Here is a 22,354-nt window from a genome sequence, read left to right as displayed (position 1 = left end):
CCTCGCTGGAGGCACTCGCCCACACTTCGATCGCGTGGATGATGCTGAACTCGAGGTGCTGCTGAGGAACGAGCGTTACCCGTGGTCGGCTGGGTATTCGGCTCGGTGGATCGTCGACGGCGGGATGGGGCCGAACCCGGTGTGGCAGGCGGAGGCGTTGGCTGAGCGCATGCGACTCGAGCCCGGCATGCGGGTACTCGATATGGGGTGTGGTGCTGCGTTGAGCTCGATCTTCCTGGCCAAGGAGTTCGGGGTTGAGGTGTGGGCGACTGACCTGTGGGTCAAGCCCGAGGAGAACTTGCGCCGTACGACCGAGGCGCACGTCGAGGACCAAGTTCACCCCATCTACGCCGAGGCCCATGCGCTGCCCTTCGCCGAGGACTTCTTCGACGCGCTGATCAGCATCGGCGCGTACCACTACTTCGGCACCGACGATCTCTATCTCGGCTACTACTCACGCTTCGTGAGGCCTGGCGGGCAGATCGGGATCATTCAGCCCGGTCTCGCCGCGGAGTACGAGACCCTTCCGCCACCGCACCTCGAGCCCTACTGGAAATGGGACTTCTGCGCCTGGCACAGCGCCGGCTGGTGGCGCCGACACTGGGAGAAGACCGGGTTGGTCACCGTCGAGGTAGCCGACCGACTGCCCAACGGGTGGCGAGACTGGTTGCAGTGGAACGAGGCTTGCGACCACGACCGCGGTACGCCGGGCCAAGAAGAAGCGCAGATGCTCCACGCCGACAGCGGCCAGTCCCTCGGCCTCGCCCGAGTAGTAGCCCACCGCAACAATTGACCCCGCGACAAAGCCGTGGCGGCGTCGGGGGTCATCCCGCGAGAATGGCCGACGTGGATGAGGTCGAGGTCGTCGTTTCTCACAGCGAGCGCGTGACTCTGCGCGTCAGCGATGTGTTCCTGAAGATCGATGCTGATCCGACGAACCTCGACGTCGAGGTTGAGGCGATGGCTCTGGCGCCGATCCCGACGCCGGAGATCCTGTGGCGGAAGCCGTCCGTACTCGCGCTCGCCACCGTTCGAGGTACGGCGCTCGGCCGTCTTGGCGAGCCCTCGCCGCGTCACCGGCAGCGTGGGCTGCGGCGGGTGCCGCCGTACGGAAATTGCACGACGCCCCGCTGCCGCCGTGGACAGGTCCGAGCCTCGACGAGATCACATCGGACCTCGACGGCGAATGCGACTGGCTCATCACGAACGACCTGCTGCCCACTGAGCTGGTCACGCGCAACCGCCGGGTAGCCGAGGCTGCGCTCAGGCCGTGGACGCCGGCGTTCACGCACGGAGACCTGCAAATCACCCACGTCTTCGTCGACGGCGACGAGGTCACCGGCGTGATCGACTGGTCCGAGGCGAGCCAGGGCGACGCGATGTACGACCTCGCCAGCCTGACCCTCGGCCACGAGGAACACCTCGCCGACGTCACCGCCGGCTACGGCACCAACGTCGACCGCGACATCATCCGCGCCTGGTGGTCCCTAAGAAGCCTGCGAGCCGCCCGCTGGCTACTCGAACACGGCTTCAACCCAAACACCCCAGGCTGCGAATTCGACGTACTACGCTCCGCCCGGTAAGTCCTCATCTCACGCGGTCGACAGATCACGCGCGGGAACGAAGATGTTGGCTCGCGCCAGGTACGCCGGAGTCTGCTCGATGACCTCGTCGCGATCGAGAAACGGATGGTCGGGGATCCATGGGTCCGGAAGAGGCTCGACCTTGGTCCATTCCGGTGGGTCCTCGCCGGCCGCCTTGAATTCGACCGCAGTGAGAATCGCGAGCAAGGTATCCAGGCCCGCGTGACCGGTACTGCCCGGAGCCGCCTCCCAAGCAGCCTCGGAACCGTCTTGACGGCGCCCGACTGTCCTTGTGCATCTTGGGAATCCTTTAGGCGTTGACGCTTAGTAGGCGGGTTAGGTGGGGGGTTACGTCGGCGGGGTAGAGGCCGAGGTTGTGGAAGTCGGTGGGGGGTGCCCACAGGAGCTCGTAGCTGTCTTGGGGGCTATGGGCTTGGGCTTCTGGGCCGGAGAGGCGTGGGGTGCCGGTTACTTCGGTCATCAGGAAGTAGGAGGCGGGTCTGCCGTTGTGGTGGCCGGTCCATAGGAGGCGGTCGACTTGAGCGGTGAGGGTGGTTTCCTCGGTTAGCTCTCGTAGGGCGGCCGTTTCGGGGGTTTCACCTTGCTCGACGTGGCCTCCGGGCAGGACGGCGTAATGGTGGCCGGGGCAGTCTGGGCCGGCCCAGTTGCTGGCTTCACACATGACGCAATCGCTGACGACCTTGTGGCGTAGGTAGCGCTTGATCACCAAGACTCGACGGCCGTCGGTCACTACTGCGGCTGCTCGCGGGATCGCCATGCAGGCGAGGATGCCAGGACGATCCGACAGTTCAGCGCAGCCGCCGAGGTCGGGTTCCTCGGCTAATCGGCGCTCCGGGTGCTCGGGGTCAGCAGGTGCCAATTCGGGGAGACGGCGTACGCGTCTCGCCTCTATGGTTGTGCGATGGCGTCGGTCAAGCAGTTCCAAGTCACGTTCGACTGTGCGGATCCTGAGCGGGTCGCTCGATTCTGGTGCGAGGTGCTGGGGTACGTCGTACCGCCGCCACCGGAGGGATTTGCGTCGTGGGACGAGTTCAACCGTGCGTTGCCTGCCGAGGAACAGGGTTCGGCGTACGCGTGCATCGATCCCACCGGTGTGGGTCCGCGGCTGTTCTTCCAGCGAGTTCCCGAGGGCAAGGTCGTCAAGAACCGCGTGCATCTCGACGTACGGGTCGGCACCGGGCTCGTCGGTGAAGAGCGCCTGGCCGCGCTCGAGTCCGAATGCACCCGTTTGCTCCCACTCGGCGCCGTACGCGGGCAACTACTGGTCGCCGACGGCGTCAACGAGTCCTGCCTCAACATGCAAGACATAGAAGGCAACGAGTTCTGCCTCGACTAACAGCCCCAAACGGCGCACGCTCGGGCTGTGGGTGATTGGGAGAGTTTGCGGGGTGAGTTGCGGCGGTTGGTAGGGGAGTCGCCGGGGGCGTTGGTGGGGTTTCCGGATCCTGGGAGTGAGCGGGGTGAGGGGCGGATTCGGATTGATCTGGCTGCGTGGGCTACTGAGATCGCGGCGGGGTTGGATGCGGCGTACGGCGAGTTTGTGGAGCTGCGGGTTGGGGCGATGACGTTTCCGGGGCGACAGTTGTTCGTGCGGGAACACGGGCTGCGCGGGGAAGCGGCTGATGGCGTCGGGCTTGGCGTTGAAGTGCTGGCGCCGTTGTCGGTTCGGAGTGGGTGGTTTGCTCGGCGGGACGTGCTCGTGACGAATCGCGGCGCGGAGAGGCAGGTGTTGTCGACCAATGGCGAGGTGATGTCGGCGGTGGTTGACAGGTCCGGCGCTGTGGTTGGTCGGTATGTCGGGCCGCATCCTCTGCCGATGGTGCCGTTCGTGATCGAAGCGGGCGAGAGTCGGTCGGTGCCGGTGTTGATCGGGACGGCGTCGATGGTTCCTGAGTTGGGGTACGCCGTGCCGCCTGGGCGATGGTGGGTGGTTGTGGGGCTGCAGACTCGGGGCGGGAGCATGTTGTCGGCACCACTTGAGATCACCGTTACGTCGTGAATTGTTAGTCGTCTTCGTCGGCTCGGAAGGCGTCGACGGCTCGTTCGCGGAGCATGTCGAGTTGGATGGTGAGGGCGCCGATGACTTCCTCGATGTTCATTCCCTCGGTTTCGCGGAACGCCCAGCTCGGGTGGCCTTCGGCGTCCAGGCACTTGACCAGCACGATGCCTTCCAGAGCCGTCCAGCCCGGCAGCAGCTCGGGCACCTCGAACCCGTCCCCCAGGACCTGACCAATCGGTTGTCCGTAGTCGCTCGCCATAACTCGCATGCTCGCAGGTCAACACCTCTGCTTACCAGGCCCGACCGGCTCGAAGTGGAGCTGTGGGGTTGACCTCTTCGCAGGCGAAGATGCTGGGCATCACTGCGTAGGGGGTCCACCGGGATGGGTAGTGCTACATGGCCGGCGAAGGTGCTGGGTGGAATCCTCGTTCTCGGGGCGGTGCTGACGGGACTCGTTGCCTCGGGCATCGGCGCGAAGAAGCCGATCAGGATCGACGGAACGGCGGACCTGACTGTCGCGTACGTCGTACTCGGCGCCTGGCTCCTGGTCTACCTCGTCACGGCGGCCGTGGTGGTCGCCGACGCGGCCCGGCTCACCCGCAAGGGCGATCTCGACGCCGCGCAAGACTCGTCGAACTTCGTGAAGCTCATCGCCATTCCGTTCTTCGTACTGAACTTCATCGCGCTCACGGAAGTGGTCACGGTCGTCGGTGCCAACGACGACGACCGGCTCGGGCTCGACGGGTTCATCGTGGCGCCGCTGCTCGTCCTCCTGACTTATCTCGTGTTCCTGCCGACTTCGGCGTACGGCGTGGCTTGTCTGACGCTGATGCGGCGGGGCAACCAGATCGGCCGGACGTTCTTCGGCATCAACATGGCGCTGCATTTCCTGTTCGTCGTCGACGTACTCAGTGCGATCGTGGTCGTCGAGGTGGCCCGGGACCGCCTCGGGGTCCTACGGCGCCCGGGGACGTCGAGGAAGTTGTTGGCCGGCGTCCTGATCGTGGGCTCGTCGGTCGCGACGCTGTGGCTGGCGTGTGTCGCGATCTCCCACTTTCTGCACGTGGACGCGTACGCGTTCGTCGACTTGATCTGGTATCTCACCCTCGCCTCGCCGGCGGTTTTCACCCTGCTGGTGCTGATCCCGGTGGTACCGCTGGTCACGTTCCGCGCGGCCGTCCGGCTCTTCCTGGCCGACGATCTCGCCGTACTGCGACGCTCTGCGCTGACCGTCAAACTCGCGCTCATCCCGCTGTTCGTGCAGAACTTCATCCTCTGCGCGATCATCGTTCTCGGGCTGGCGCTCCTCCCGATCGCCATTACCCGCGGAGCGATCCTCTTAGAGGGTCCGGCCGGCCTGGCGCTGGTCGGCGCCACCGCCTCGACCGGCCTCGTCCCCGCGGTCATCGGCACCTACCTGATGATGCTGCCGACCTCGATCTACAGCGTGACCTGTCTTGCGTTGATGATGCGCCACCGGGCCATCAGCCCTCGCTTCTGCGCTCTGCACGTGATCCTGCAGTTCATCTTCGTCGCCGACATCATCAGCACCCTGATCGTCGCCCACCGCGCCCTGCAGATCATGGCCGGGCCAGTTCCCCCAGGAGCTTCTCAACCCGCGCTCGGATCTCGTCCCGCACCTGGCGTACGACTTCGATCGGCTGACCAGCCGGATCTGTGAGCGCCCAGTCCTCGTAACGCTTACCGGGGAAGAACGGGCAGGCGTCTCCGCACCCCATCGTCACCACGACATCGCTTGCCTGTACGGCGTCAGTCGACAGCAGTTGCGGCGTGGCCTCGGTGATGTCGATACCGACCTCGCGCATGGCCTGTACGGCAACGGGATTCAGCTGGTCCGCGGGTTCGGAACCAGCAGACCGTACGGCGACTGTGTCGCCGGCCAGATGTTGAAGCCAACCGGCCGCCATCTGCGAGCGGCCGGCGTTGTGCACGCAGACGAACAGAACGGTCTTCACCGCGCGGCCGCGGGCTCGGGTACGGCGAGGAGGCTGGAGATCCACCGCAGCCGATCGGGGACAGGCCAGTAGTAGACCCAGGTCCCGCGTCGCTCGCAGTCGACGAGGCCGGCCTCCCGCAACACCTTCAGATGATGGGAGATCGTCGGACCGCTGACCTCGAACTGCGGTGTCAACTCGCAGACGCAGATCTCGCCATCGGCCGAGGTGATCATCGAGAGCAGCCGAAGCCGGATCGGATCGGCCAGGGCCTTGAAAACAGCCGCGCCCTCGGCGGCACCAGCCGCGTCGAGAGCACTCGCGGAGATCGGCGAGCAACAGCCATCGGCTCCCTGTTTCGACATGCGTCTATCTTGACTCCTATCGAAGCAGCAGGCAAGCTAGGCGCTGTTTCGATGAACTTCTAGACAGGGAGATGGGCGATGGGCGGGCAGATTCCAGTGGTCGTCATCGGCGCTGGGCCGGTCGGATTGGCCGCAGCTGCGCACTTGGCCGAGCGGCGGCTGGACTTCGTCGTACTGGAATCCGGTCCGAGCGCCGGCGCGGCCATCGACGAGTGGCGGCACGTAAAGCTGTTCAGCCCATGGCGCTACGACATCGACTCCGCCGCCCGGCGATTGCTGGAGGGCTCGGGGTGGACTGAGCCGGACCTGCGCACGCTGCCGACCGGCGGCGACCTGATCGACAGGTATCTGACTCCGTTGGCGCTCGAGCTCAAGGCTCACATCCGGTACGGCGCACAGGTGGCGGCCGTAACCCGGGTTGGGTACGACCGCGTCCGTACCGCTGGACGTGAGAACGCGCCGTTCTTGATCCGCCTGGCCGACGGGACGGAGCTGTTGGCGGCCGCGGTGATCGATGCCACCGGCACCTGGCGCAAGCCGAACGTACTCGGCGGTTCCGGCATACCAGCCCGTGGTGAGACCGGAGCCGAGGGAATCGCGCGCGCTCTCCCCGACGTACTCGACGCAGATCGTGACCGCTACGCAGGTCGTCGTACGGCGGTCGTCGGTGCCGGCCACTCGGCGGCGACGACCCTGCTCGACCTCGGCGAACTGGCTGCGCAGGTCGCCGGGACCGAGATCGTCTGGGTGGTCCGCGGGACAGATCAGGCCCGTACCTATGGTGGCGGCGAGGCGGACGAGCTACCTGCTCGGGGCGCTCTCGGGAGTCGTCTCCAGCAGCTCGTGCAGTCGGGGCGCATCGAGCTGGTCAGCTCATTCCTCATCGAGGCGGTCACCCGTACGGCGGACGGCCGGGTCGAGCTGGCTGCCGGTGATCGGCGGGTGGTTGCGGACACGGTGGTGAACTCGACCGGGTTCCGGCCGGATCATGAGTTCGTTTCGGAACTGCGGCTCGACCTGGACCCGATCCTCGGCTCCACGCGTGCGCTCGCGCCGCTGATCGATCCGAACAAGCACTCCTGCGGTACGGTCCCTCCGCACGGCGCGGACGAACTCACCCATCCCGAGCCGGGCTACTACGCGATCGGAGCGAAGTCCTACGGTCGTGCGCCGACGTTTCTTCTCGCCACCGGCTACGAGCAGGCCCGTTCGGTCGTCGCGGCAGTTGCCGGCGATTGGGAGGGCGCGCGTGACGTCCAGCTCGACCTTCCCGAGACGGGCGTCTGTTCGTCCAACCTCGCGTACGGCGAACTTGAAATCGTCGGCGGGTGCTGCGGACCTTCGGCGGTGACAAGCTGTTGAGGTGAAGTACTACTACGCCGAACACGAAGACGCCTATCGCCGGCTGCGGGCGGAGGGATTGGCTCAGTGGAGTGCACTGTTCGGGGAGGCTGAAGGGTTTGATGCTTTCCCGAATCGGGAGTTTCTCGAGGACGCGCTGAGTCGGCTCGACGTGAGCGGCGACGTTCTGGAGTACGGATGCGGGACCGGGCCGGCGGCTTGCTATTTGGCGGCTCGGGGGTTTCGGGTTGAGGCGATCGACCTTATTCCACAGGCAATTGAGCTCGCTCGGGGGTTTGCGGCGGAACGTGGGCTGGAGGTCGACTTCGGCGTACAGGACATTTGTGAGTTGGCCGATGAGCCGGCCGGGAAGCAGTACGACCTGATTGTCGACAGCTATGTTCTTCAGTCGATTGTGATGGACGACGATCGGGCCCGACTGTTTGCGGCCGTACGCGCTCGTTTGAAGGGCTTCTATCTCATTTCCACTGCTGTCTACGAGCCGGAGCGGGTCTACGGGGACGGGTTTCGGTACGACGCGAGCAGCGGGATCTGCTACCAGGGCGACCGGGACGTCCCGCATCGGCGGCACTTGCCGGCCTCGGCGTTGCGGGCTGAGATCGAGCGCGCGGGATTTGAGGTCGTGTCGCAGGACGGCGGCAACCTCGTCTGCACAATCTGATCCAAGGGCACGAACGGCGTCTACGCTCTCAGGGGGAGGGTGAGGTGCGGATTCGGCTGCTGGGCGGGTTCGGGGTCGATCGAGGGGGTGAGCCCGTCGATGGGCGGGCTTGGCGTCTGCGGAAGGCGCGGACGCTGGTGAAGATGCTGGCGTTGACCCGGGATCAGCGGCTGCACCGCGACGTACTGATCGAGGAGTTGTGGCCGGATCGGGCGCCGAATTCCGCGGTCAACAATCTGCACCAAGCGCTGCACGTCGCGCGGCGGGCGCTTGCAGGCGACGAGTCGAGCAACGGTCTGTTGGAGTTGCGGGACGACTTCGTGGTGTTGGTCGCGGACGGGTTGCTCGACGTTGACGTTCGTACCTTCGAGCGGTTGGCCGCCCTCGCCCGGACGAGCGGCGACCTCGGAGAACTGCGCACCGCGATCACCGCGTACACGGGCGACCTGCTGCCCGAGGACCGCTTCGAGGACTGGGCGACCAGACCGCGGGAAGAGCTCCGGGCCAACTTCTGCGAACTCCTCGTCGACCTCGCAGAGGCGGCGGATCACGAGGTCGAGGCACTCGACGCGCTCCACCGCGCACTCGAGATCGACCCGCTACACGAACGCGCTGTCCGCAACCTGATGCGCCGCCACACCACAGCAGGGCGATCCTCCGAAGCACTCGCCCAGTACGAACGTCTCCGTGCGGACCTACGTACGACGTACGGCACCGACCCGGACCCCGAGACCCAGCAGTTGTACGGCGAGCTCCTCAGCGGCAACGGCAGCCCCACCAGGAAGGACCGCCCGCACCACAACCTCGCGACGGCCCTGACGAGCTTCGTCGGCCGCGAACGGGAGATCACCGACATCCACCGCTTGCTCGACCGCGGCCGACTGGTCACCCTCACCGGAGTCGGCGGCGCCGGCAAGACGCGGCTCGCGGAAGAGGCCGCGCGCCGGCTGCTCGACCAGTACGACGACGGTGTGTGGATCGCGGATCTCGTACCCGTGACGGACCCACATCTCGTCGCCGACACCGTCACGGCCGCCCTCGGACTGGAGCCTGCGGCAACCTCTGACTCCTTGCGCGCCCTGATCACCCGCCTGGCTCCGCGCAACCTTCTCCTCGTGCTCGACAGCTGCGAACACCTACTCGCCGCCTGCGCCGGCCTCGCGAGCGCCGTACGGCGGAGTTGCCCCGGAGTCACCATCCTCGCGACGAGCCGCGAGCCCCTGCACGCTCCGGGCGAGGTGACCTTCCGGGTTCCATCCCTCGAGCTGCCAGAAGCTTCGGATGCCGGTGATCTGCAGCGGCTCGGAACGTTGGCGTCCGTACGGCTCTTCGTCGATCGAGCTCAGGATGTCCGGCCCGGGTTCGTTCTCGATGCGGACAACGCCGCGTCGGTCGTCGAGATCTGCCGTTGTCTCGACGGCATTCCGCTCGCACTGGAGCTCGCCGCTGCACGCGCCTCGCACCTCGAGCCGGCCGAGATCGCCGAGCGGCTGGGTGAGGCCCTCCCCCTGCTCAGTCGACACGGTGGGGTGACCCGGCACGCGACGTTGCGGGCCGCGCTCGGGTGGAGCCATGCGTTGCTGTCGGACGACGAGCAGGTGTTGTTGCGTCGGCTCGCGGTCTTTGCCGGCAGCTTCTCGCTTCCGTCGGTCGAGCAGGTGTGTGCAGACGAACGGATACCTGGCCCGGAGGTGCTCGACTGTCTCGGTCGATTGGTCGACAAATCCCTGCTGGTGGTCGATCACGACGGGCCGCGGTCGCGCTATCGGCTTCTGGAGACCATTCGGCAGTTCGCGCGGGAGCATCTCGTCACCGCGCAGGAGGTCGAACGGTTGGAGGCCGCGCACTGCCGGCACTTCCTCGAGCTGGCGTCCGACCAGGATCCGGAGCGGGCAGGCGTTGCCGTCGAACGTCCGCAGGCGCTCGACGCCGACCACGACAACCTGCGCGCCGCACTCGGCTGGGCGATCCGCCACGATCACGAGCGTGCGCTGCTCCTCGGGGTGAGCCTCTCGCAGTACTGGCTCGCGCGAGGTCATTTCGCCGAAGGAGCGGGCTGGCTCGAACGCATCCTCGAGGTCGCGGTCGTGCCGTCCCGGCAACGGGTACGGGCGATCTTCGCGCTGGCGATCCTGCACGCGCGAGGTGGTCTGAGCAACCGGATCCCTGCGCTCGGCGACCAGGCGATCTCCGTCGCGGATCAGTCCGAGGACCCGGCTGACGTCGTGGCAGCGCGAGTACTGCGCGGCACGCTGCTGCTCGGGAGCGGTGACCTCGACGAGATCTCCGGGACCGCCGCGGACGCGTTCGAACGGGCGAACTTCCTGGGTGCGACGCCCGTGGCCGCCGCCGCTCAGGGGCTGGCGGCAATGATCGCGTTGTTCCGCGAGGACGTCGTACCCGCGCAGGAACGATTCACCGAATGCCTGCGGCGGTTGAGCCTGATCGACACGACCACCGTTCCGTTCTTCCCCGCGGTCACGATATGCCTGCCGCTCGTACCGGTCGGCGAACTGATGGTCCCGGTGTTCGAGGAGACGTTCCTGCTCGGGCGCCGGGTCGGCGCCGTACAGGGCCGGGGGTACGCCTTGTCGGCCTTCGCCGACGCGCATCGACTCGCGGGCGATCTCGTTGCCGCGCTGGACGCCGTACGACGTTCTGTCGAGGTGTTCGCCGGTATCGACGACGCGCCAGGGCTCGGGCATGCGCTCAATCATCTGGGCTGCATCGAGCGCGACCAGGGGCTGTTCGCGCCGGCCGAGGAGCATCTCCGTGAGGCGCTCCGGATCCGCGAGCAGCTTGGCGATCGCCGCGGCGAGAACCTCACATTGGGCAATCTCGGGCTGCTGTCTGCCGCGGCTGGTGACCCCGGTGGGGGGCGGCGGCTCACCCGCCTGGCCCTCGACCGCGGCGAGGCGGTCGACGATGCGCCGGCCGCGGCGGGCGCGCTGCTGAACCTCACCGTCGTCGAGTTGTACGCCGGCCAACGACAGGTCGCCCGATTGCTCGCCGAACAGGCAGTGGAGGCGTTTCGGCCGCAGGGATATCTCCGGCTCGAGGCCTGGGCGCGGCTCCTCGCCGCCGAACTCGCCCAGGACGACGGTGACTCCGAGACACTGACCGGGCACGGTCGGATCGCGTTCGACATCCTCGCCCGATTGGGCTGCCGGATCGGCACCGCACGCGCCGACGCCCTCCTTCGCAACCCCTGATCGCGGTCGCTCAGGGCGAGCTAAGTCACGCTAAGCCACTGCGAAGGCCGACTTCCTAGCGTCGTTGGTGCTCGGGGGAGTTCCTCCTGAGCGGGACGAATCAGGAGCTGAGATGACAACGACGCAAGCGCGGCAGGACAGCCTCGGGGAGGCCACGCTCGGTGAACTCGCCGAGGGACTTCGTGGTGAGCTGATCCGCCCGACCGACCCGTCGTACGACGAGGCACGGTCGATCTGGAACGCCGCGCATGACAAGAGACCCGCGCTGATCGTGCGCAGCCGCGGCGTGGCGGACGTCATCCGGGCGGTCGAGTTCGCCCGGAGCGAGGGGCTGACGCTGGCCGTACGGGGTGGCGGGCACAGCATCCCCGGGTTCTCGACCACGGACGGCGGTCTGGTGATCGACCTGTCCCAGATGAACTCGGTGCGGATCGATCCGGATCGACAGCGGATCGTGGCGCAAGGCGGCGCCACCTGGGCAGACGTCGACGCCGAGGCGCAGGCGTTCGGGCTGGCCGTCACCGGCGGTCTGGTGTCGTCGACCGGTGTCGCCGGGTTCACCCTCGGCGGTGGGATCGGTTGGCTGGTACGGCGGTTCGGGCTCGCGGCCGACAACCTCGTCGGGGCGGATGTGGTGACGGCTGACGGTCGGTATCTGCACACGAGTGCGGACGAGAACCCTGAACTCCTGTGGGCGTTGCAGGGTGGTGGCGGCAACTTCGGGGTCGTCACGTCGTTCGAGTTCCAGGCGCATGAGGTCGGTCCGACGGTGTACGCCGGGCTGGTCTTCTACCCGGGTGACCGGGCTGCCGACGTACTGCGTGGTTTCGGTGAGGTGGCGTCCGCGGCGCCGGATGAGTTGTCGTTGGCAATCAATCTGACCACCGCACCGCCGTTGCCGTTCCTGCCGGAAGAGGTGCACGGCAAGCCGATCGTCGCCGTACTCGGCATGTGGTCCGGATCCCTCGAAGAGGGTGACGCGGCGACGAAGCCGTTCCGAGAGCTGGCGCCGGTGGTGGCGGATCTGTTCGGGCCGATGCCGTACGTCGCGATGCAGACGCTGCTCGATCCACTGTTCCCACGGGGGATGCGGAACTACTTCCGGTCGGCGTTCTTCAGTTCGCTCGACGATGCGACGGTCGAGGCTCTCGCTTCGGCGCATGCCGCCGTACCGAACGGGGTGTCTGAGCTTCACGTCCATCACCTGGGCGGGGCGATGGGGCGGGTACCGGCGGACGCTACCGCGTTCGGGACGCGGGACCGGGAGTTCATCCTCAATGTGGTTGCCCGGAGCCCCGAAGCGGACGGGTACGACGCGGCCGTGCAGTGGGCCCGGTCGTCCGGTGCGTCACTGGGTCCGGACGCGGCGTCGTACGTGAACTTCACCGGCGAGACGAACGAGGACATCGTTCGAGCGTCCTACCCACCGGCGACGTACGAGCGGCTGGTGGCGGTCAAGAACACCTACGACCCGACCAACCTCTTCCACCTGAACCAGAACATTCAACCTCAGTAGACCCATTCAGAAGCCCAGGCGATCGCCTGGGCTTCTGTCAGCGGAGCGTGATGCGGAGGGCTTCTTGTTTGCCTTGGGTGTGGCCGGCTTGGGCGGTGGGAAGGCGGGTGGCCGGGTCCATTTGGTTGGTGCCCATGGCGGCTAGGGAGGCGGGGTCGGGGGTGATGAGCTCGACGTGGCTGCCTTGGTCGCGGAGGGCCTCGATGTGGCTTGGCAGGTCCGCGCCTGGGAATCTGCGGATGCCTTCGAACTGGCCTTCCGGTAGCGGACCTGTTCGGCCGCCGAAGGGCGCGAGCACGATGACGTTCGGGTAGCCCGCGGCGAGGTCGGCGTTCTCGGCGGAGCGGACGCCGCCGTTGATATAGCGGGTGCCGTTGATGTTGTGGGTGGGGCCGCCACCGGGCAACGCCGTACTCGCGGTGACCGCGTCCACCAGGTCGACACCGGAATCGCGGTCGAACGCGACCAACTCGCCGGTCTGCGCGTTGACGGCCGTCACGATCAGCGGACGGTCCGACCATTCGTGGTTGGGCAAGCGGGCGGCGACCATTGCGCGCCGCTGTTCCGTCACCTCAGGTCCGTACGCGGAGTCGCTCTCCAACCCGTACGCGCCCATCGCCTTTCTTAGCTCCGCTGCCGAGGTGGCCGCGGCGCCGATGGCCCGCATCCGCTCGAAGACCGGGTTGGGCTGCGCGGAGGGCGGGCGTTGCCGGGTCGGCCTACTCGGCTCAGCCAGCACCTTGGCGAACAGCTCGGCCGCCGGTATCCCGCTGCGGACCCACGCGGCCGTGGTGGAACCGGACGAGGTGCCGATCACCAGCTCGGCGGCCTCGATCAGATCGAGGCCGGCTTCGGCCAGACCGGCGATGACACCGATCTGCCACGCCTGCCCGGCAGCGCCGCCACCACCGAGTACCAGGGCAACGTTGTTCGACGTACGTCGCACTGCGTCATACGTTGAGGATTCGTGAGACATGCGACAGCGCTCCTGTACGAACTCGTCCCGACAATAGGCGGCTATCGTTACCGGCGGGTTAGCGGGGGTCTAGGAGGAGATGTGGCGAGGGCTGCGGACGAGCGTGGTCAGTGGTGGGCCAGGATGTCGCGGATGGTGCAGCAGCACACCGGACGGCCGATGAAGGATGACGTGGGGCGGTTCGACGGCTCCAGTCCGGGTGGAGATCGATCGGCCATCTGTGACGCGATGACCGATGCGTACGCCGGGGAGTTCAGGCACGTGGGCATGGTCCGCGGGCTGGCCCGGCAGGTGGCTGTGCGGGACGTGGACAACATGATTGCGGCCAGCGACGTCCCGCAGCCCTATCGGGCGATCCTCGACCAACGGGTGATGGGCGATCCGGCCGGCCAGCTTCGCGACCAGGTGCGCCAGGTTGCGGCCGAGGGCTTCGTCGAGACCTTGAGCGACCGCTTCCCCAACCGCGACGTCGCCAGGGACCTGCTGTCCGCCTCGCACGGACCAGCGCCGCAGACGTCGCCGATGCGAACTGCCGCGACAGTTCTCTTCAGGTCCTCGCCGGAGGCGCAGGCGCAGATCCCCGTCGAGCAGCACGAGAACGCGATCAGCAGCATCCAGCAGCAGATGGAGAACCACGCCAGGACGATCGACGCGGCCGACCTGACCGGGCACTCCGGTCTGCCGCCACGGGCGTTCGACCAGACCCTGCTCGAGGCTCGCATGACCGGCAGCGAGGTCGCGGGGATCGGACTCGAGGCGGTGGAGAAGCTCGCCCATCCGCCGGCGCCGACCGGCCGGCCCCTGGCTGCGGTCGAAGCCCGGGCCGCACAGGCCGCCGCAACCTCGGGCGTCGCAGCCACCGGCGCTCCCACCCGGCCGGACGGTACGCCGGCGGTCGCGGCACCGACGGGCGCACGCGTCGATCCACGCGTGGCCTATCAAATGGGTTCCCAGACCCGGCCAGGCGCACGCGAAGCCTGAGCTCAACGAGACGACGGCCTCCTCGGTGAGGAGACCGTCGTCCGTGGATGACTCGCGAGTCCCTCCGTCGGGTCTGAGGAGGGTGGTGTCAAGTAGCTCCGCTGTACCCACCAGTGAGGCATGGTGAGTACAGCGCAGCCGCCTAGTTGGCCTCTTTGGCGGCCCAGTAGATCCATTGCGGGGACGCGATGGGGGAGCGGGTCAGGCCGTCCGGCCAGGTAGCCGGCAGGTCGTGACTCCGCGCCGCGTACAAGATCACCTCCGATGCGGTTCGGTCGCCGCGGACGGCGACGCGGGCGGCGGGTTCGGCACGCATGTCGGTCAGGTAGTGGATGGCGGGCAGGAACTCCGCACTCAGCCGTGGGCTGAGCCGGCCGACCGGTTCGTCGTCCAGCCGGATCTCGACCACGATCCGATGCCGGTCCTGGATGCCGTCCTCCTCTTCGACCGCATGCATGGTGGCGTACGCCCAGCACTCGCCCTCCGCCCGGAAGAACGGCGCCAGTACGTCGGGGTGCACTTCACTCCCCGGTACGACGATGCCGCTGCCGGGCGGTAGTAGGTGATAGCTGCCAGGCGGCGGCAGATTCACCGGAACGAGCATGTGCGGCTGCCCGAGGGCCACCGCCACACTGGCGTGGAACTCGGTGCCCTGGTCGTTCTTGCCGTCCCAGTCCGCCGGCTCCCACTCACTGACCCACAGGTGGCACGGAACCTGCGGTTGCAGGCCTTGTCCCACCAGTTCTGACAACACCGGGTGATACCGGTGCGCATCGTCCCTCGGCAAGTAGCCGACAACCTTCCCCTGCACCCGTACGGCGATTGATCGGGGATCGAAACGGTTGCGCGGTTCCGGGACCAGATCCGCGTCGGTGTCCAGGTCTGCGCCGCGCGCGGGGATGGGGTCGGGGAACAGGCTTCTGATCGCCTGCTCGTGCGGAGCCTCCCGCACGACTTCCTGACCGCACCACAAAGCGTCGCCCCACAGACTGAACGGAATCAGTTCCATCCTGCCCTCCAGTCCTTCTGACCGGCTTTACTCGGCTCATCCCGTCCAGAGCCCTGGCCGTTACACCGAGTGAGCGTATGAAAACTAGACTGCCCAGTGAAGAGCCGTTTCACGCATGGTGCAAGAGTCTGTTGCGCAACGGGTATCCCCCCGTCCGTAGTGTGGACGGGGGTCGTCTTGGGCAGCGAGCGATTCGGCGAGGATCGTGCAAATGCACGGAAGGGAAGCTCATGCAGGGCAGTAGTGCAGGCACTGGTTCAGTCGCTCGAACCAGCCTGGGAACGGCGGTCGACGCGGACGCGATCGAGGCCGCGGTCGAACGACTGAACGGTGTCGCCGTACGCACCCCGTTACAACGCAACCTCCGCCTCTCCGAGCGCACCGGCGCACAGGTCTGGCTGAAGCGGGAGGACCTGCAGATCGGCCGTTCCTACAAGGTTCGCGGTGCCTACAACCTGATCTCCCAGCTCGACGACGCGGCCAAGTCGGCCGGCGTCGTCTGCGCGAGCGCGGGCAACCACGGCCAGGGCCTCGCGTACTCGTGTCACATCCTCGGCGTCCACGGCAAGGTCTACGTCCCGCGGACGACGCCACGCCAGAAGCGGGACCGGATCGCGGCCCTCGGTGGCAAGCAGATCCAGGTGATCGTCACCGGCGATACCTACGACGACGCTGCCGCCGCGGCGTACGCCGAAGGTGAGGCCACCGGCGCGACGATCGTGCCCGCGTTCGACGATGCGAGAACTGTTGCAGGACAAGGGACTGTGGCCGTCGAGCTCGTCGAGCAGCTCGGTCAGGCACCCGACGTACTGGTGGTTCCGGTCGGTGGTGGCGGGCTGGTGGCCGGTGTCGCGACCTGGCTGACGCAGCGGCATCCCGGCGTACGGATCGTTGGGGTTGAGCCGGGTGGAGCGGCGAGCATGGCGGCCGCGCTGGAGGCCGGCGAGCCAGTGACCTTGCCGCAGCTGGACAGCTTTGTGGACGGAGCCGCCGTACGCCGGGTCGGTGACGTGACGCTGCCGTTGGTCGAGCAGGCCGGCGTCGAGCTGATGTCGATCCCCGAGGGTCTGGTCTGCTCGGAGATGCTCGAGCTCTACCAGACCGACGGCCTGATCGCCGAGCCGGCCGGTGCGCTGTCAACAGGTGCCTTGGGCAACGGTTTGACCGTGCGGCCGGGTGAGACCGTCGTCTGCTTGCTGTCCGGCGGGAACAACGACGTCAGCCGGTACGGCGAGATCCTCGAGCGATCGCTCGTCTACGAAGGACTCAAGCACTACTTCCTGGTGACGTTCCCGCAGGAGCCCGGGGCCCTGCGCCAGTTCCTGGACGGGGTGCTCGGGCCGGACGACGACATCGCCCTGTTCGAGTACGTGAAGCGCAACAACCGGGAGACCGGTGTCGCCCTGGTCGGCATCGAGATCAGCCGGGCCGGCGACCTCGACGGGCTACTCGCGCGCATGCACGCGGCACCCCTCGACATCGAGCGAATCAACCCGAACTCGCCCGAGTTCCGCTACCTGATCTGACCGCGCCGACCCCGCGCCGGGCGGGATCAGCGCGGCCGTGACTCAGACCAGGCCGCGGCGAGCGGCCCAGACGATGGCTTCGATCGCGGTACTGAATCCGAGCCGATCGCACACCAGGCGCGTACGGCGGCGGACAGTCCGCTCGGACAGGTCGAGGCGGCGCGCGACCGCGTCCACCGGGAGGCCGGTGGCGAGGAGGCGGAGCAGCTGCAGGTCGTCATGGCTGATCTCGCGGGGCGGAACCCGGCGAGCGAGAGGGCGAAATTCCTGCGGGAGGACGGTCATACAATCACCTGTTTCCGAACATTCGGGACTCGGCGGCGTCCCAGTCGGCCGGTTTGGCCTGCGGCTCGTAGCGCCGCAGGTGATGGGTGGACCGGACCAGCGCGCGCATCGCGGCCAGGTCCGGTAATGGCTCGCCCAGAGCGCGAGCCTGTACCAATACGTTGCCCAGAGCGGAGGCCTCGACCGGGCCGGCCAGCACGGGCAATCCGCACGCGTCGGCGGTCAACTGGCAGAGCAACTCGTTCTGCGAGCCGCCTCCGATGACATGCAGTACGTCGACCTCGCGGTCCGCGATGGACTGCGCAGCTCGCAACGTACGGCGATAAGCGAGGGCGAGACTCTCCAGCACACAGCGAACCGCAGCCGCGCGCGATTGCGGTGGTTCCTGCCCGATCTTGCGGCAGTGCTCGTTGATCCGCTCCGGCATGTTGCCAGGAGCAAGGAACTCCGGAGCGTCCGGATCGATCAGTACGGCGAACGGCGGCGCGGCGGCCGCATCCCGGAGGAGCGTCGGCAGATCGTCGTCGGCCCAAACGCGCTGGCACTCCTGCAGGATCCAGAGCCCCATCACGTTCCGCAGGAACCGGATCTGCCCGTCGACGCCACCCTCGTTGGTGAAGTTGGCCGCACGGGCTGCGTCCGTGAGTACCGGCTCATCCAGTTCCAGGCCCACCAGGGACCAGGTACCCGATGAGATATACGCAAACCGTTCGTCGCCCGCAGGCACAGCCACCACGGACGAGGCCGTGTCGTGCGAGCCCACGGCAATCACCGGCGTACCAGGCGGAAGCCCGGTCTCGTCGGGCAGCACCGTGCCGATCACGTCCCCTGGATCCCGCAACTCAGGTAACAGCCGCCGCGGCAGTCCCATCCGTGCCACCAGCGAGTCGCTCCACTCACGCGTCCGTACGTCGTACAGCTGCGTGGTGGAGGCGTTGGTCCGCTCGGTCCCGATCTCACCTGTCAACCAGTACCCGAGCAGGTCAGGAATCATCAGCAACGTCTCGGCCTGCTCGAGGAGGCCCTCGGCAGCGAGCTGGTAGATGGTGTTGAAAGGCAGCTGCTGCAGGCCGGTGATGTCGAAGAGCTCTGCGGCCGGAACCGTCTCCAGGACCCGGTCCATGACGCCGTCGGTACGGGAGTCCCGGTAGTGGACCGGGTTCCCCAACAGGCGGCCCTTGCCGTCCAGCAGCCCATAGTCGACGGCCCAGGAGTCAATGCCGACGCCGTCCAACTGGCCGGCACCCCGGAGGCCCTTGAGCATTGAGTGATAGAGGTGCAGGACGTCCCAGTGCAGCGTGCCGGCGGTCCGAACGGGGCCGTTCCAGAAGCGGTTGACCTCGGAGAGCTCGAGCACGCCAGGACCCACCATGCCGAGCATGACTCGGCCGCTGGAGGCTCCTAGGTCAACCGCCGCGACGCGCTTCATGGGGATACGACAGTCAGGTCGAGGTGGAGGAGATCGGCGACCGCAGCCAGGTCCTTGGCCCGGTGACCGGTACCAAGAGCCCAGTGGTGCGCAACACCTGAGGCCGACCACGCGTCGGTCCACTCACCGGGATCACACCCGAAGTCGACCCGGGACGTGGTGTTCCCGATCCGCAACAACGGACCGGGTACGACGGTGCCCTCCGACGCGATCAGGTTGAACGAGCCGTCCCGGCGCTGACCAAGCCCACAAGCGGTCACCGGACCGTGCTTCACGTCGAATTCGACGGACACGCCCCAGCCGCGCTTGCCGTGATAGACCCCGAGCCCACGCAACAACGGCTTGGCCGAACTGATCGCCAGATGCGCCGGCCCGTCGTGACCCATCTCGACCACGTTGTCGTTGAAGTTCAGCGCCTGCAGCTCGGTGAACGAACCACCCGCACCAAGCCGATCCATCACCAGCATCGCCAACGATGTCCGCAGCTCGTACTCACCGGCCGCCGGAATACCCCTTGCCGTGAGCAACGAGGCGCCGAGAATCATCCCGGCCGCGACCCGCTCGTGCATCTCGCCGTCGAGGCCACGGTGGTAATAGGCCAGCGAATCAAGAGCAAAGTCCTCGACCAGGCGGTCGAGTCCGACCGACACCGTCGCACCCCACCGGAAGTCGTCCTCGTCGACCGAGTCGTCCAGCGTGAAGATGTCCCGCGCGAGTTTCATCCGCTCGTCCGTCTCGGCGGCCGTGACCTTCTCCACCCGGACCCGCAGGTCGTCGATCTCCAGGATCTCCACGTGCCCACCGAGCTGCGCAGACACCAGCGTCGGATCCGTGATCACGTCCATCATCCCGGGGTAGAGATGCCCGAGCAGACCGTGCCGCCCGTGCCGGAACGCAGCCCGCACGCCGGCGGCCCGGATCCACCGATCGATCCGCGCCCAGGCCCGCTCGTCCTCCAGGTAGCCGGACACCGACCGGAAGTCGATCCCACACCGTTCGAAAGCGTTGGCCATCTCGGGCAGCGGGCAAGCACCGCAGTACGCGAGCCACGCACCGGTGTCGAACGTCGCGTGATCCATCGCCTCGGTCGGCTGCAGGTTCAGCAGCAGCACCGGAGCGCCCGACCGCTGCGCCACCGGTACCAGCATCGACGCAGTCATGTACGTCGTCAGAAAGCCGACAATCAGATCGCAGTCCGCCAGCCGCAACTTCTCTGCCGCGACAGCGCCCTCCTGCGCATCCGAGATGAACCCGACATCCACGACTTCGCAGTCCAGCGCCGAGAACCGCTCCGACACCCGTCGCGCCGACGCCTGCAACTGCGGCAGCAGGTCGGGGAACTGCGGCCAGTACGCACCGAGCCCACCGGCGACCAAACCGATCCTGGTCTTCCGCGGCGTGATTCTGTCCATGATCTTGTCCATGGCCATCACCCCTACCGCAGGAACGCGGCTGCCACGCCGGCATCGACAGGCACATGCAGACCGGTCGTGTGGGTCAGTTCCCCACCGGTCAGCGCGAACACAGCAGCCGCGACGTTCTCCGGCAGCACCTCCCGCTTGAGCAACGTCCGCTGCGCGTAGTACGCACCCAGCTCCGACTCGGGTACGCCGTACACCGCGGCCCGCTGCGCACCCCAGCCCTTCGCAAAGATCCCGGACCCGCGTACGACGCCATCCGGATTGACCCCGTTGACCCGGATGCCGTACCCGCCGAGCTCGGCGGCCAACAACCGGACCTGGTGGGCCTGATCGGCCTTCGCCGCGCCGTACGCGACGTTGTTCGGGCCGGCGAAGACCGCGTTCTTGCTGGAGATGTAGACGATGTCGCCGCCCAGGTCCTGGTCGATCAACACCTTCGCAGCTGCCCGCGAGACCAGGAACGAGCCCTTCGCCATCACGTCGTGCTGCAGGTCCCAGTCGCGCTCCGTGGTCTCCAGCAACGACTTGGAGATCGACAGTCCGGCATTGTTGACGATCAGATCGACGCCACCGAAGGCCAGCACGGCCTCGCGCATCGCCTCCTCGACCGCCTCGGCCGACGACACATCGGCGCCCACGGCAACGGCCACGTCGGACGAGCCGATCTCCTTCGCGACCGCCTCGGCCGCGGCCAGATCCAGGTCCGCCACCACGACGCACGCGCCCTCGGCCGCCAGCCGCTGCGCGATCGCCTTGCCGATCCCGGACCCACCACCGGTCACGAACGCGATCCGGGTCGCCAGCGGCTTGGCCTTCGGCATCCGCTGCAGCTTGGCTTCTTCGAGTGCCCAGTACTCGATCCGGAACTTCTCCCGCTCGTCGATCGGCGCGTACGTCGACACCGCCTCGGCGCCCCGCATCACATTGATCGCGTTCACGTAGAACTCGCCGGCCACCCGCGCGGTCTGCTTGTCCTTCCCGAAGCTGAACATGCCGACCCCGGGCACCAGCACGATCGCCGGATCCGCACCGCGCATCGGCGGGCTGTCCGGCTCCGCGTTGCGGTCGTAGTAGGCGGCGTACTCCTCGCGGTAGGCGGTGTGCAGCTCCTTCAGCCGCGCGACCGCGTCCTCGAGGGGTGCGTTCGCCGGCAGGTCGAGGACCAGCGGGCGGACCTTCGTGCGCAGGAAATGGTCCGGGCACGAGGTCCCGAGCGCGGCCAGTGGCGCCAGCTTCTCCCGCGCGGTGAACTCCAGCACGATGTCAGCGTCGGTGTAGTGCCCGACCTGCGGTTTGTCGGTCGAGGCGAGTCCGCGGACCACCGGCGCCAACTCCGCGGCCCGGAGCCGTCTGGCGTCCTCGGGAAGCGCCTCGAACCCGGGAACCACAGCTCCGAAGGGCTCGGCCGATCCACGGTCGGCCAGGAAGGCTTCCGCCGTCCGGATGATCTCGAGGGAGTTCGCTTCGCATTCCTCGGACGTGTTGCCCCACGCGGTGATGCCGTGCCCGCCGAGGATGCAGCCGATCGCCTCCGGGTTCTCCTTCTTCACGGCGGCGATGTCGAGACCGAGCTGGAACCCGGGCCGCCGCCACGGCACCCAGACCACCCGGTCGCCGAAGCACTCCGCGGTCAGCTTCTCGCCGTCGGCCGCGGTCGCCAGCGCGATCCCGGAGTCCGGGTGCAGATGATCGACATGAGGGGAGTCGACCAGCCCGTGCATCGCGGTGTCGATGGACGGCGCCGCACCGCCCTTGCCGTGCAGGCAGTAGTCGAAGGCGGCGACCATCTCGTCCTCGCGGTCGACGCCCGGGTACACGTCGACCAACGACTTCAACCGATCGAGCCTGAGCACCGCGAGACCCTTCGCGGTGAGTGTGCCCAGGTCGCCGCCGGATCCCTTCACCCAGAGCAGGTCCACGGGCTGCTGGGTGACCGGGTCGGTCGCGGTCCCCTTCGCCGACGTGTTCCCGCCGGCGTAGTTGGTGTTGCGTGGATCGGCACCGAGTCGGTTGCTACGCGCAACGAGTTCGGCTGCACTGTCGCTCATTACTG

Annotated in this window: 21 protein-coding genes; 10 read left to right on the top strand and 11 right to left on the bottom strand. The window is 67.4% G+C overall.

Annotated features, from left to right (window positions below; all coding sequences use genetic code 11):
- Positions 1–34 precede the first annotated feature (34 nt).
- Together AB0L70_RS04415 and AB0L70_RS04410 are read left to right on the top strand one after the other, a co-directional pair.
- Positions 35–793 carry a methyltransferase domain-containing protein gene (locus AB0L70_RS04415; RefSeq protein WP_363679834.1) on the top strand — a complete coding sequence of 253 codons (759 nt, stop codon included), beginning with the start codon at positions 35–37 and terminating at the stop codon, positions 791–793.
- 202 nt (positions 794–995) lie between these two features.
- A complete protein-coding gene (locus AB0L70_RS04410; protein ID WP_363679832.1) occupies positions 996–1,583 on the top strand; it encodes a phosphotransferase in 588 nt (195 codons plus the stop codon).
- A 9-nt stretch (positions 1,584–1,592) separates the two neighbouring features.
- Here AB0L70_RS04410 and AB0L70_RS04405 read toward each other — a convergent pair whose 3' ends face one another.
- Positions 1,593–1,790, bottom strand: coding sequence for a hypothetical protein (locus AB0L70_RS04405; RefSeq protein WP_363679830.1), 198 nt, complete (start codon positions 1,788–1,790; stop codon positions 1,593–1,595).
- A gap of 103 nt (positions 1,791–1,893) precedes the next feature.
- A complete protein-coding gene (locus AB0L70_RS04400; protein ID WP_363679828.1) occupies positions 1,894–2,361 on the bottom strand; it encodes an NUDIX domain-containing protein in 468 nt (155 codons plus the stop codon).
- A gap of 144 nt (positions 2,362–2,505) precedes the next feature.
- Between AB0L70_RS04400 and AB0L70_RS04395 the strand changes: the two genes are divergently transcribed.
- On the top strand, positions 2,506–2,940 hold the full coding sequence (locus AB0L70_RS04395) for a VOC family protein (RefSeq protein ID WP_363679826.1): 435 nt from the start codon (positions 2,506–2,508) through the stop codon (positions 2,938–2,940).
- 667 nt (positions 2,941–3,607) lie between these two features.
- Here the strand turns inward: AB0L70_RS04395 and AB0L70_RS04390 are convergent.
- Positions 3,608–3,862: a hypothetical protein gene (locus tag AB0L70_RS04390; protein WP_363679824.1), complete on the bottom strand. Its 255-nt coding sequence runs from the start codon at positions 3,860–3,862 to the stop codon at positions 3,608–3,610.
- A gap of 123 nt (positions 3,863–3,985) precedes the next feature.
- Here AB0L70_RS04390 and AB0L70_RS04385 point away from each other — a divergent pair, with 123 nt between their 5' ends.
- Complete coding sequence (locus AB0L70_RS04385; protein ID WP_363679822.1) at positions 3,986–5,284, top strand: hypothetical protein; 1,299 nt, start codon at positions 3,986–3,988, stop codon at positions 5,282–5,284.
- Here the strand turns inward: AB0L70_RS04385 and AB0L70_RS04380 are convergent.
- Both AB0L70_RS04380 and AB0L70_RS04375 read right to left on the bottom strand, forming a co-directional pair.
- Positions 5,184–5,531, bottom strand: a complete 348-nt coding sequence (locus AB0L70_RS04380; protein WP_363679973.1) for an arsenate reductase ArsC — start codon at positions 5,529–5,531, stop codon at positions 5,184–5,186. The genes AB0L70_RS04385 and AB0L70_RS04380 overlap by 101 nt on opposite strands.
- A gap of 44 nt (positions 5,532–5,575) precedes the next feature.
- Positions 5,576–5,923, bottom strand: a complete 348-nt coding sequence (locus tag AB0L70_RS04375) for a metalloregulator ArsR/SmtB family transcription factor (RefSeq protein WP_363679820.1) — start codon at positions 5,921–5,923, stop codon at positions 5,576–5,578.
- A gap of 78 nt (positions 5,924–6,001) precedes the next feature.
- Between AB0L70_RS04375 and AB0L70_RS04370 the strand changes: the two genes are divergently transcribed.
- From AB0L70_RS04370 to AB0L70_RS04355, 4 genes are all read left to right on the top strand, one after another.
- On the top strand, positions 6,002–7,285 hold the full coding sequence (locus AB0L70_RS04370) for an FAD-dependent oxidoreductase (RefSeq protein ID WP_363679818.1): 1,284 nt from the start codon (positions 6,002–6,004) through the stop codon (positions 7,283–7,285).
- Position 7,286: 1 nt separating this feature from the next.
- Positions 7,287–7,946: a class I SAM-dependent methyltransferase gene (locus AB0L70_RS04365; protein ID WP_363679816.1), complete on the top strand. Its 660-nt coding sequence runs from the start codon at positions 7,287–7,289 to the stop codon at positions 7,944–7,946.
- Positions 7,947–7,990: 44 nt separating this feature from the next.
- Positions 7,991–11,158, top strand: coding sequence for a BTAD domain-containing putative transcriptional regulator (locus AB0L70_RS04360; RefSeq protein WP_363679814.1), 3,168 nt, complete (start codon positions 7,991–7,993; stop codon positions 11,156–11,158).
- Between the two features lie 112 nt (positions 11,159–11,270).
- Entirely contained in the window at positions 11,271–12,674 is a 1,404-nt protein-coding gene (locus AB0L70_RS04355; protein WP_363679812.1) for an FAD-binding oxidoreductase, read from the top strand.
- Positions 12,675–12,711: 37 nt separating this feature from the next.
- Here AB0L70_RS04355 and AB0L70_RS04350 read toward each other — a convergent pair whose 3' ends face one another.
- Positions 12,712–13,650 carry a patatin-like phospholipase family protein gene (locus tag AB0L70_RS04350; RefSeq protein ID WP_363679810.1) on the bottom strand — a complete coding sequence of 313 codons (939 nt, stop codon included), beginning with the start codon at positions 13,648–13,650 and terminating at the stop codon, positions 12,712–12,714.
- Positions 13,651–13,731: 81 nt separating this feature from the next.
- On the opposite strand from AB0L70_RS04350, the gene AB0L70_RS04345 reads away from it, so the two are divergent.
- Entirely contained in the window at positions 13,732–14,631 is a 900-nt protein-coding gene (locus AB0L70_RS04345; RefSeq protein WP_363679808.1) for a hypothetical protein, read from the top strand.
- A 142-nt stretch (positions 14,632–14,773) separates the two neighbouring features.
- Here the strand turns inward: AB0L70_RS04345 and AB0L70_RS04340 are convergent, their stop codons facing one another.
- Complete coding sequence (locus tag AB0L70_RS04340) at positions 14,774–15,640, bottom strand: hypothetical protein (RefSeq protein WP_363679806.1); 867 nt, start codon at positions 15,638–15,640, stop codon at positions 14,774–14,776.
- A 230-nt stretch (positions 15,641–15,870) separates the two neighbouring features.
- Here AB0L70_RS04340 and ilvA point away from each other — a divergent pair, with 230 nt between their 5' ends.
- Entirely contained in the window at positions 15,871–17,166 is a 1,296-nt protein-coding gene (gene ilvA, locus AB0L70_RS04335) for a threonine ammonia-lyase IlvA (protein WP_363679804.1), read from the top strand.
- Between the two features lie 42 nt (positions 17,167–17,208).
- On the opposite strand, the gene AB0L70_RS04330 is transcribed toward ilvA, so the two are convergent.
- From AB0L70_RS04330 to AB0L70_RS04315, 4 genes are read right to left on the bottom strand one after another with little or no spacing between them, the layout of a single operon-like run.
- Positions 17,209–17,451 carry a helix-turn-helix domain-containing protein gene (locus AB0L70_RS04330; RefSeq protein ID WP_363679802.1) on the bottom strand — a complete coding sequence of 81 codons (243 nt, stop codon included), beginning with the start codon at positions 17,449–17,451 and terminating at the stop codon, positions 17,209–17,211.
- Between the two features lie 4 nt (positions 17,452–17,455).
- Positions 17,456–18,880: a rhamnulokinase family protein gene (locus tag AB0L70_RS04325; RefSeq protein WP_363679800.1), complete on the bottom strand. Its 1,425-nt coding sequence runs from the start codon at positions 18,878–18,880 to the stop codon at positions 17,456–17,458.
- Positions 18,877–20,304: an L-fucose/L-arabinose isomerase family protein gene (locus AB0L70_RS04320; RefSeq protein ID WP_363679798.1), complete on the bottom strand. Its 1,428-nt coding sequence runs from the start codon at positions 20,302–20,304 to the stop codon at positions 18,877–18,879. Before AB0L70_RS04320 ends, AB0L70_RS04325 begins: the two co-directional genes overlap by 4 nt.
- Positions 20,305–20,315: 11 nt before the next feature.
- Complete coding sequence (locus tag AB0L70_RS04315) at positions 20,316–22,349, bottom strand: bifunctional aldolase/short-chain dehydrogenase (RefSeq protein ID WP_363679796.1); 2,034 nt, start codon at positions 22,347–22,349, stop codon at positions 20,316–20,318.
- Positions 22,350–22,354: the final 5 nt, after the last annotated feature.

This window comes from Kribbella sp. NPDC051952, assembly GCF_040680855.1.
Classification (GTDB): domain Bacteria; phylum Actinomycetota; class Actinomycetes; order Propionibacteriales; family Kribbellaceae; genus Kribbella.
This window is presented reverse-complemented; position numbering and strand designations above follow the sequence as displayed.

Bases quoted from the DNA above. Each gene is read 5' to 3' on its own strand.
- AB0L70_RS04400 (WP_363679828.1), bottom strand. From the start codon at position 2,361: ATGGCGATCCCGCGAGCAGCCGCAGTAGTGACCGACGGCCGTCGAGTC.
- AB0L70_RS04395 (WP_363679826.1), top strand. From the start codon at position 2,506: ATGGCGTCGGTCAAGCAGTTCCAAGTCACGTTCGACTGTGCGGATCCT.
- AB0L70_RS04390 (WP_363679824.1), bottom strand. From the start codon at position 3,862: ATGGCGAGCGACTACGGACAACCGATTGGTCAGGTCCTGGGGGACGGG.
- AB0L70_RS04385 (WP_363679822.1), top strand. From the start codon at position 3,986: ATGGGTAGTGCTACATGGCCGGCGAAGGTGCTGGGTGGAATCCTCGTT.
- AB0L70_RS04380 (WP_363679973.1), bottom strand. From the start codon at position 5,531: ATGGCGGCCGGTTGGCTTCAACATCTGGCCGGCGACACAGTCGCCGTA.
- AB0L70_RS04375 (WP_363679820.1), bottom strand. From the start codon at position 5,923: ATGTCGAAACAGGGAGCCGATGGCTGTTGCTCGCCGATCTCCGCGAGT.
- AB0L70_RS04370 (WP_363679818.1), top strand. From the start codon at position 6,002: ATGGGCGGGCAGATTCCAGTGGTCGTCATCGGCGCTGGGCCGGTCGGA.
- AB0L70_RS04355 (WP_363679812.1), top strand. From the start codon at position 11,271: ATGACAACGACGCAAGCGCGGCAGGACAGCCTCGGGGAGGCCACGCTC.
- AB0L70_RS04350 (WP_363679810.1), bottom strand. From the start codon at position 13,650: ATGTCTCACGAATCCTCAACGTATGACGCAGTGCGACGTACGTCGAAC.
- AB0L70_RS04340 (WP_363679806.1), bottom strand. From the start codon at position 15,640: ATGGAACTGATTCCGTTCAGTCTGTGGGGCGACGCTTTGTGGTGCGGT.
- ilvA (WP_363679804.1), top strand. From the start codon at position 15,871: ATGCAGGGCAGTAGTGCAGGCACTGGTTCAGTCGCTCGAACCAGCCTG.
- AB0L70_RS04330 (WP_363679802.1), bottom strand. From the start codon at position 17,451: ATGACCGTCCTCCCGCAGGAATTTCGCCCTCTCGCTCGCCGGGTTCCG.
- AB0L70_RS04325 (WP_363679800.1), bottom strand. From the start codon at position 18,880: ATGAAGCGCGTCGCGGCGGTTGACCTAGGAGCCTCCAGCGGCCGAGTC.
- AB0L70_RS04320 (WP_363679798.1), bottom strand. From the start codon at position 20,304: ATGGACAAGATCATGGACAGAATCACGCCGCGGAAGACCAGGATCGGT.
- AB0L70_RS04315 (WP_363679796.1), bottom strand. From the start codon at position 22,349: ATGAGCGACAGTGCAGCCGAACTCGTTGCGCGTAGCAACCGACTCGGT.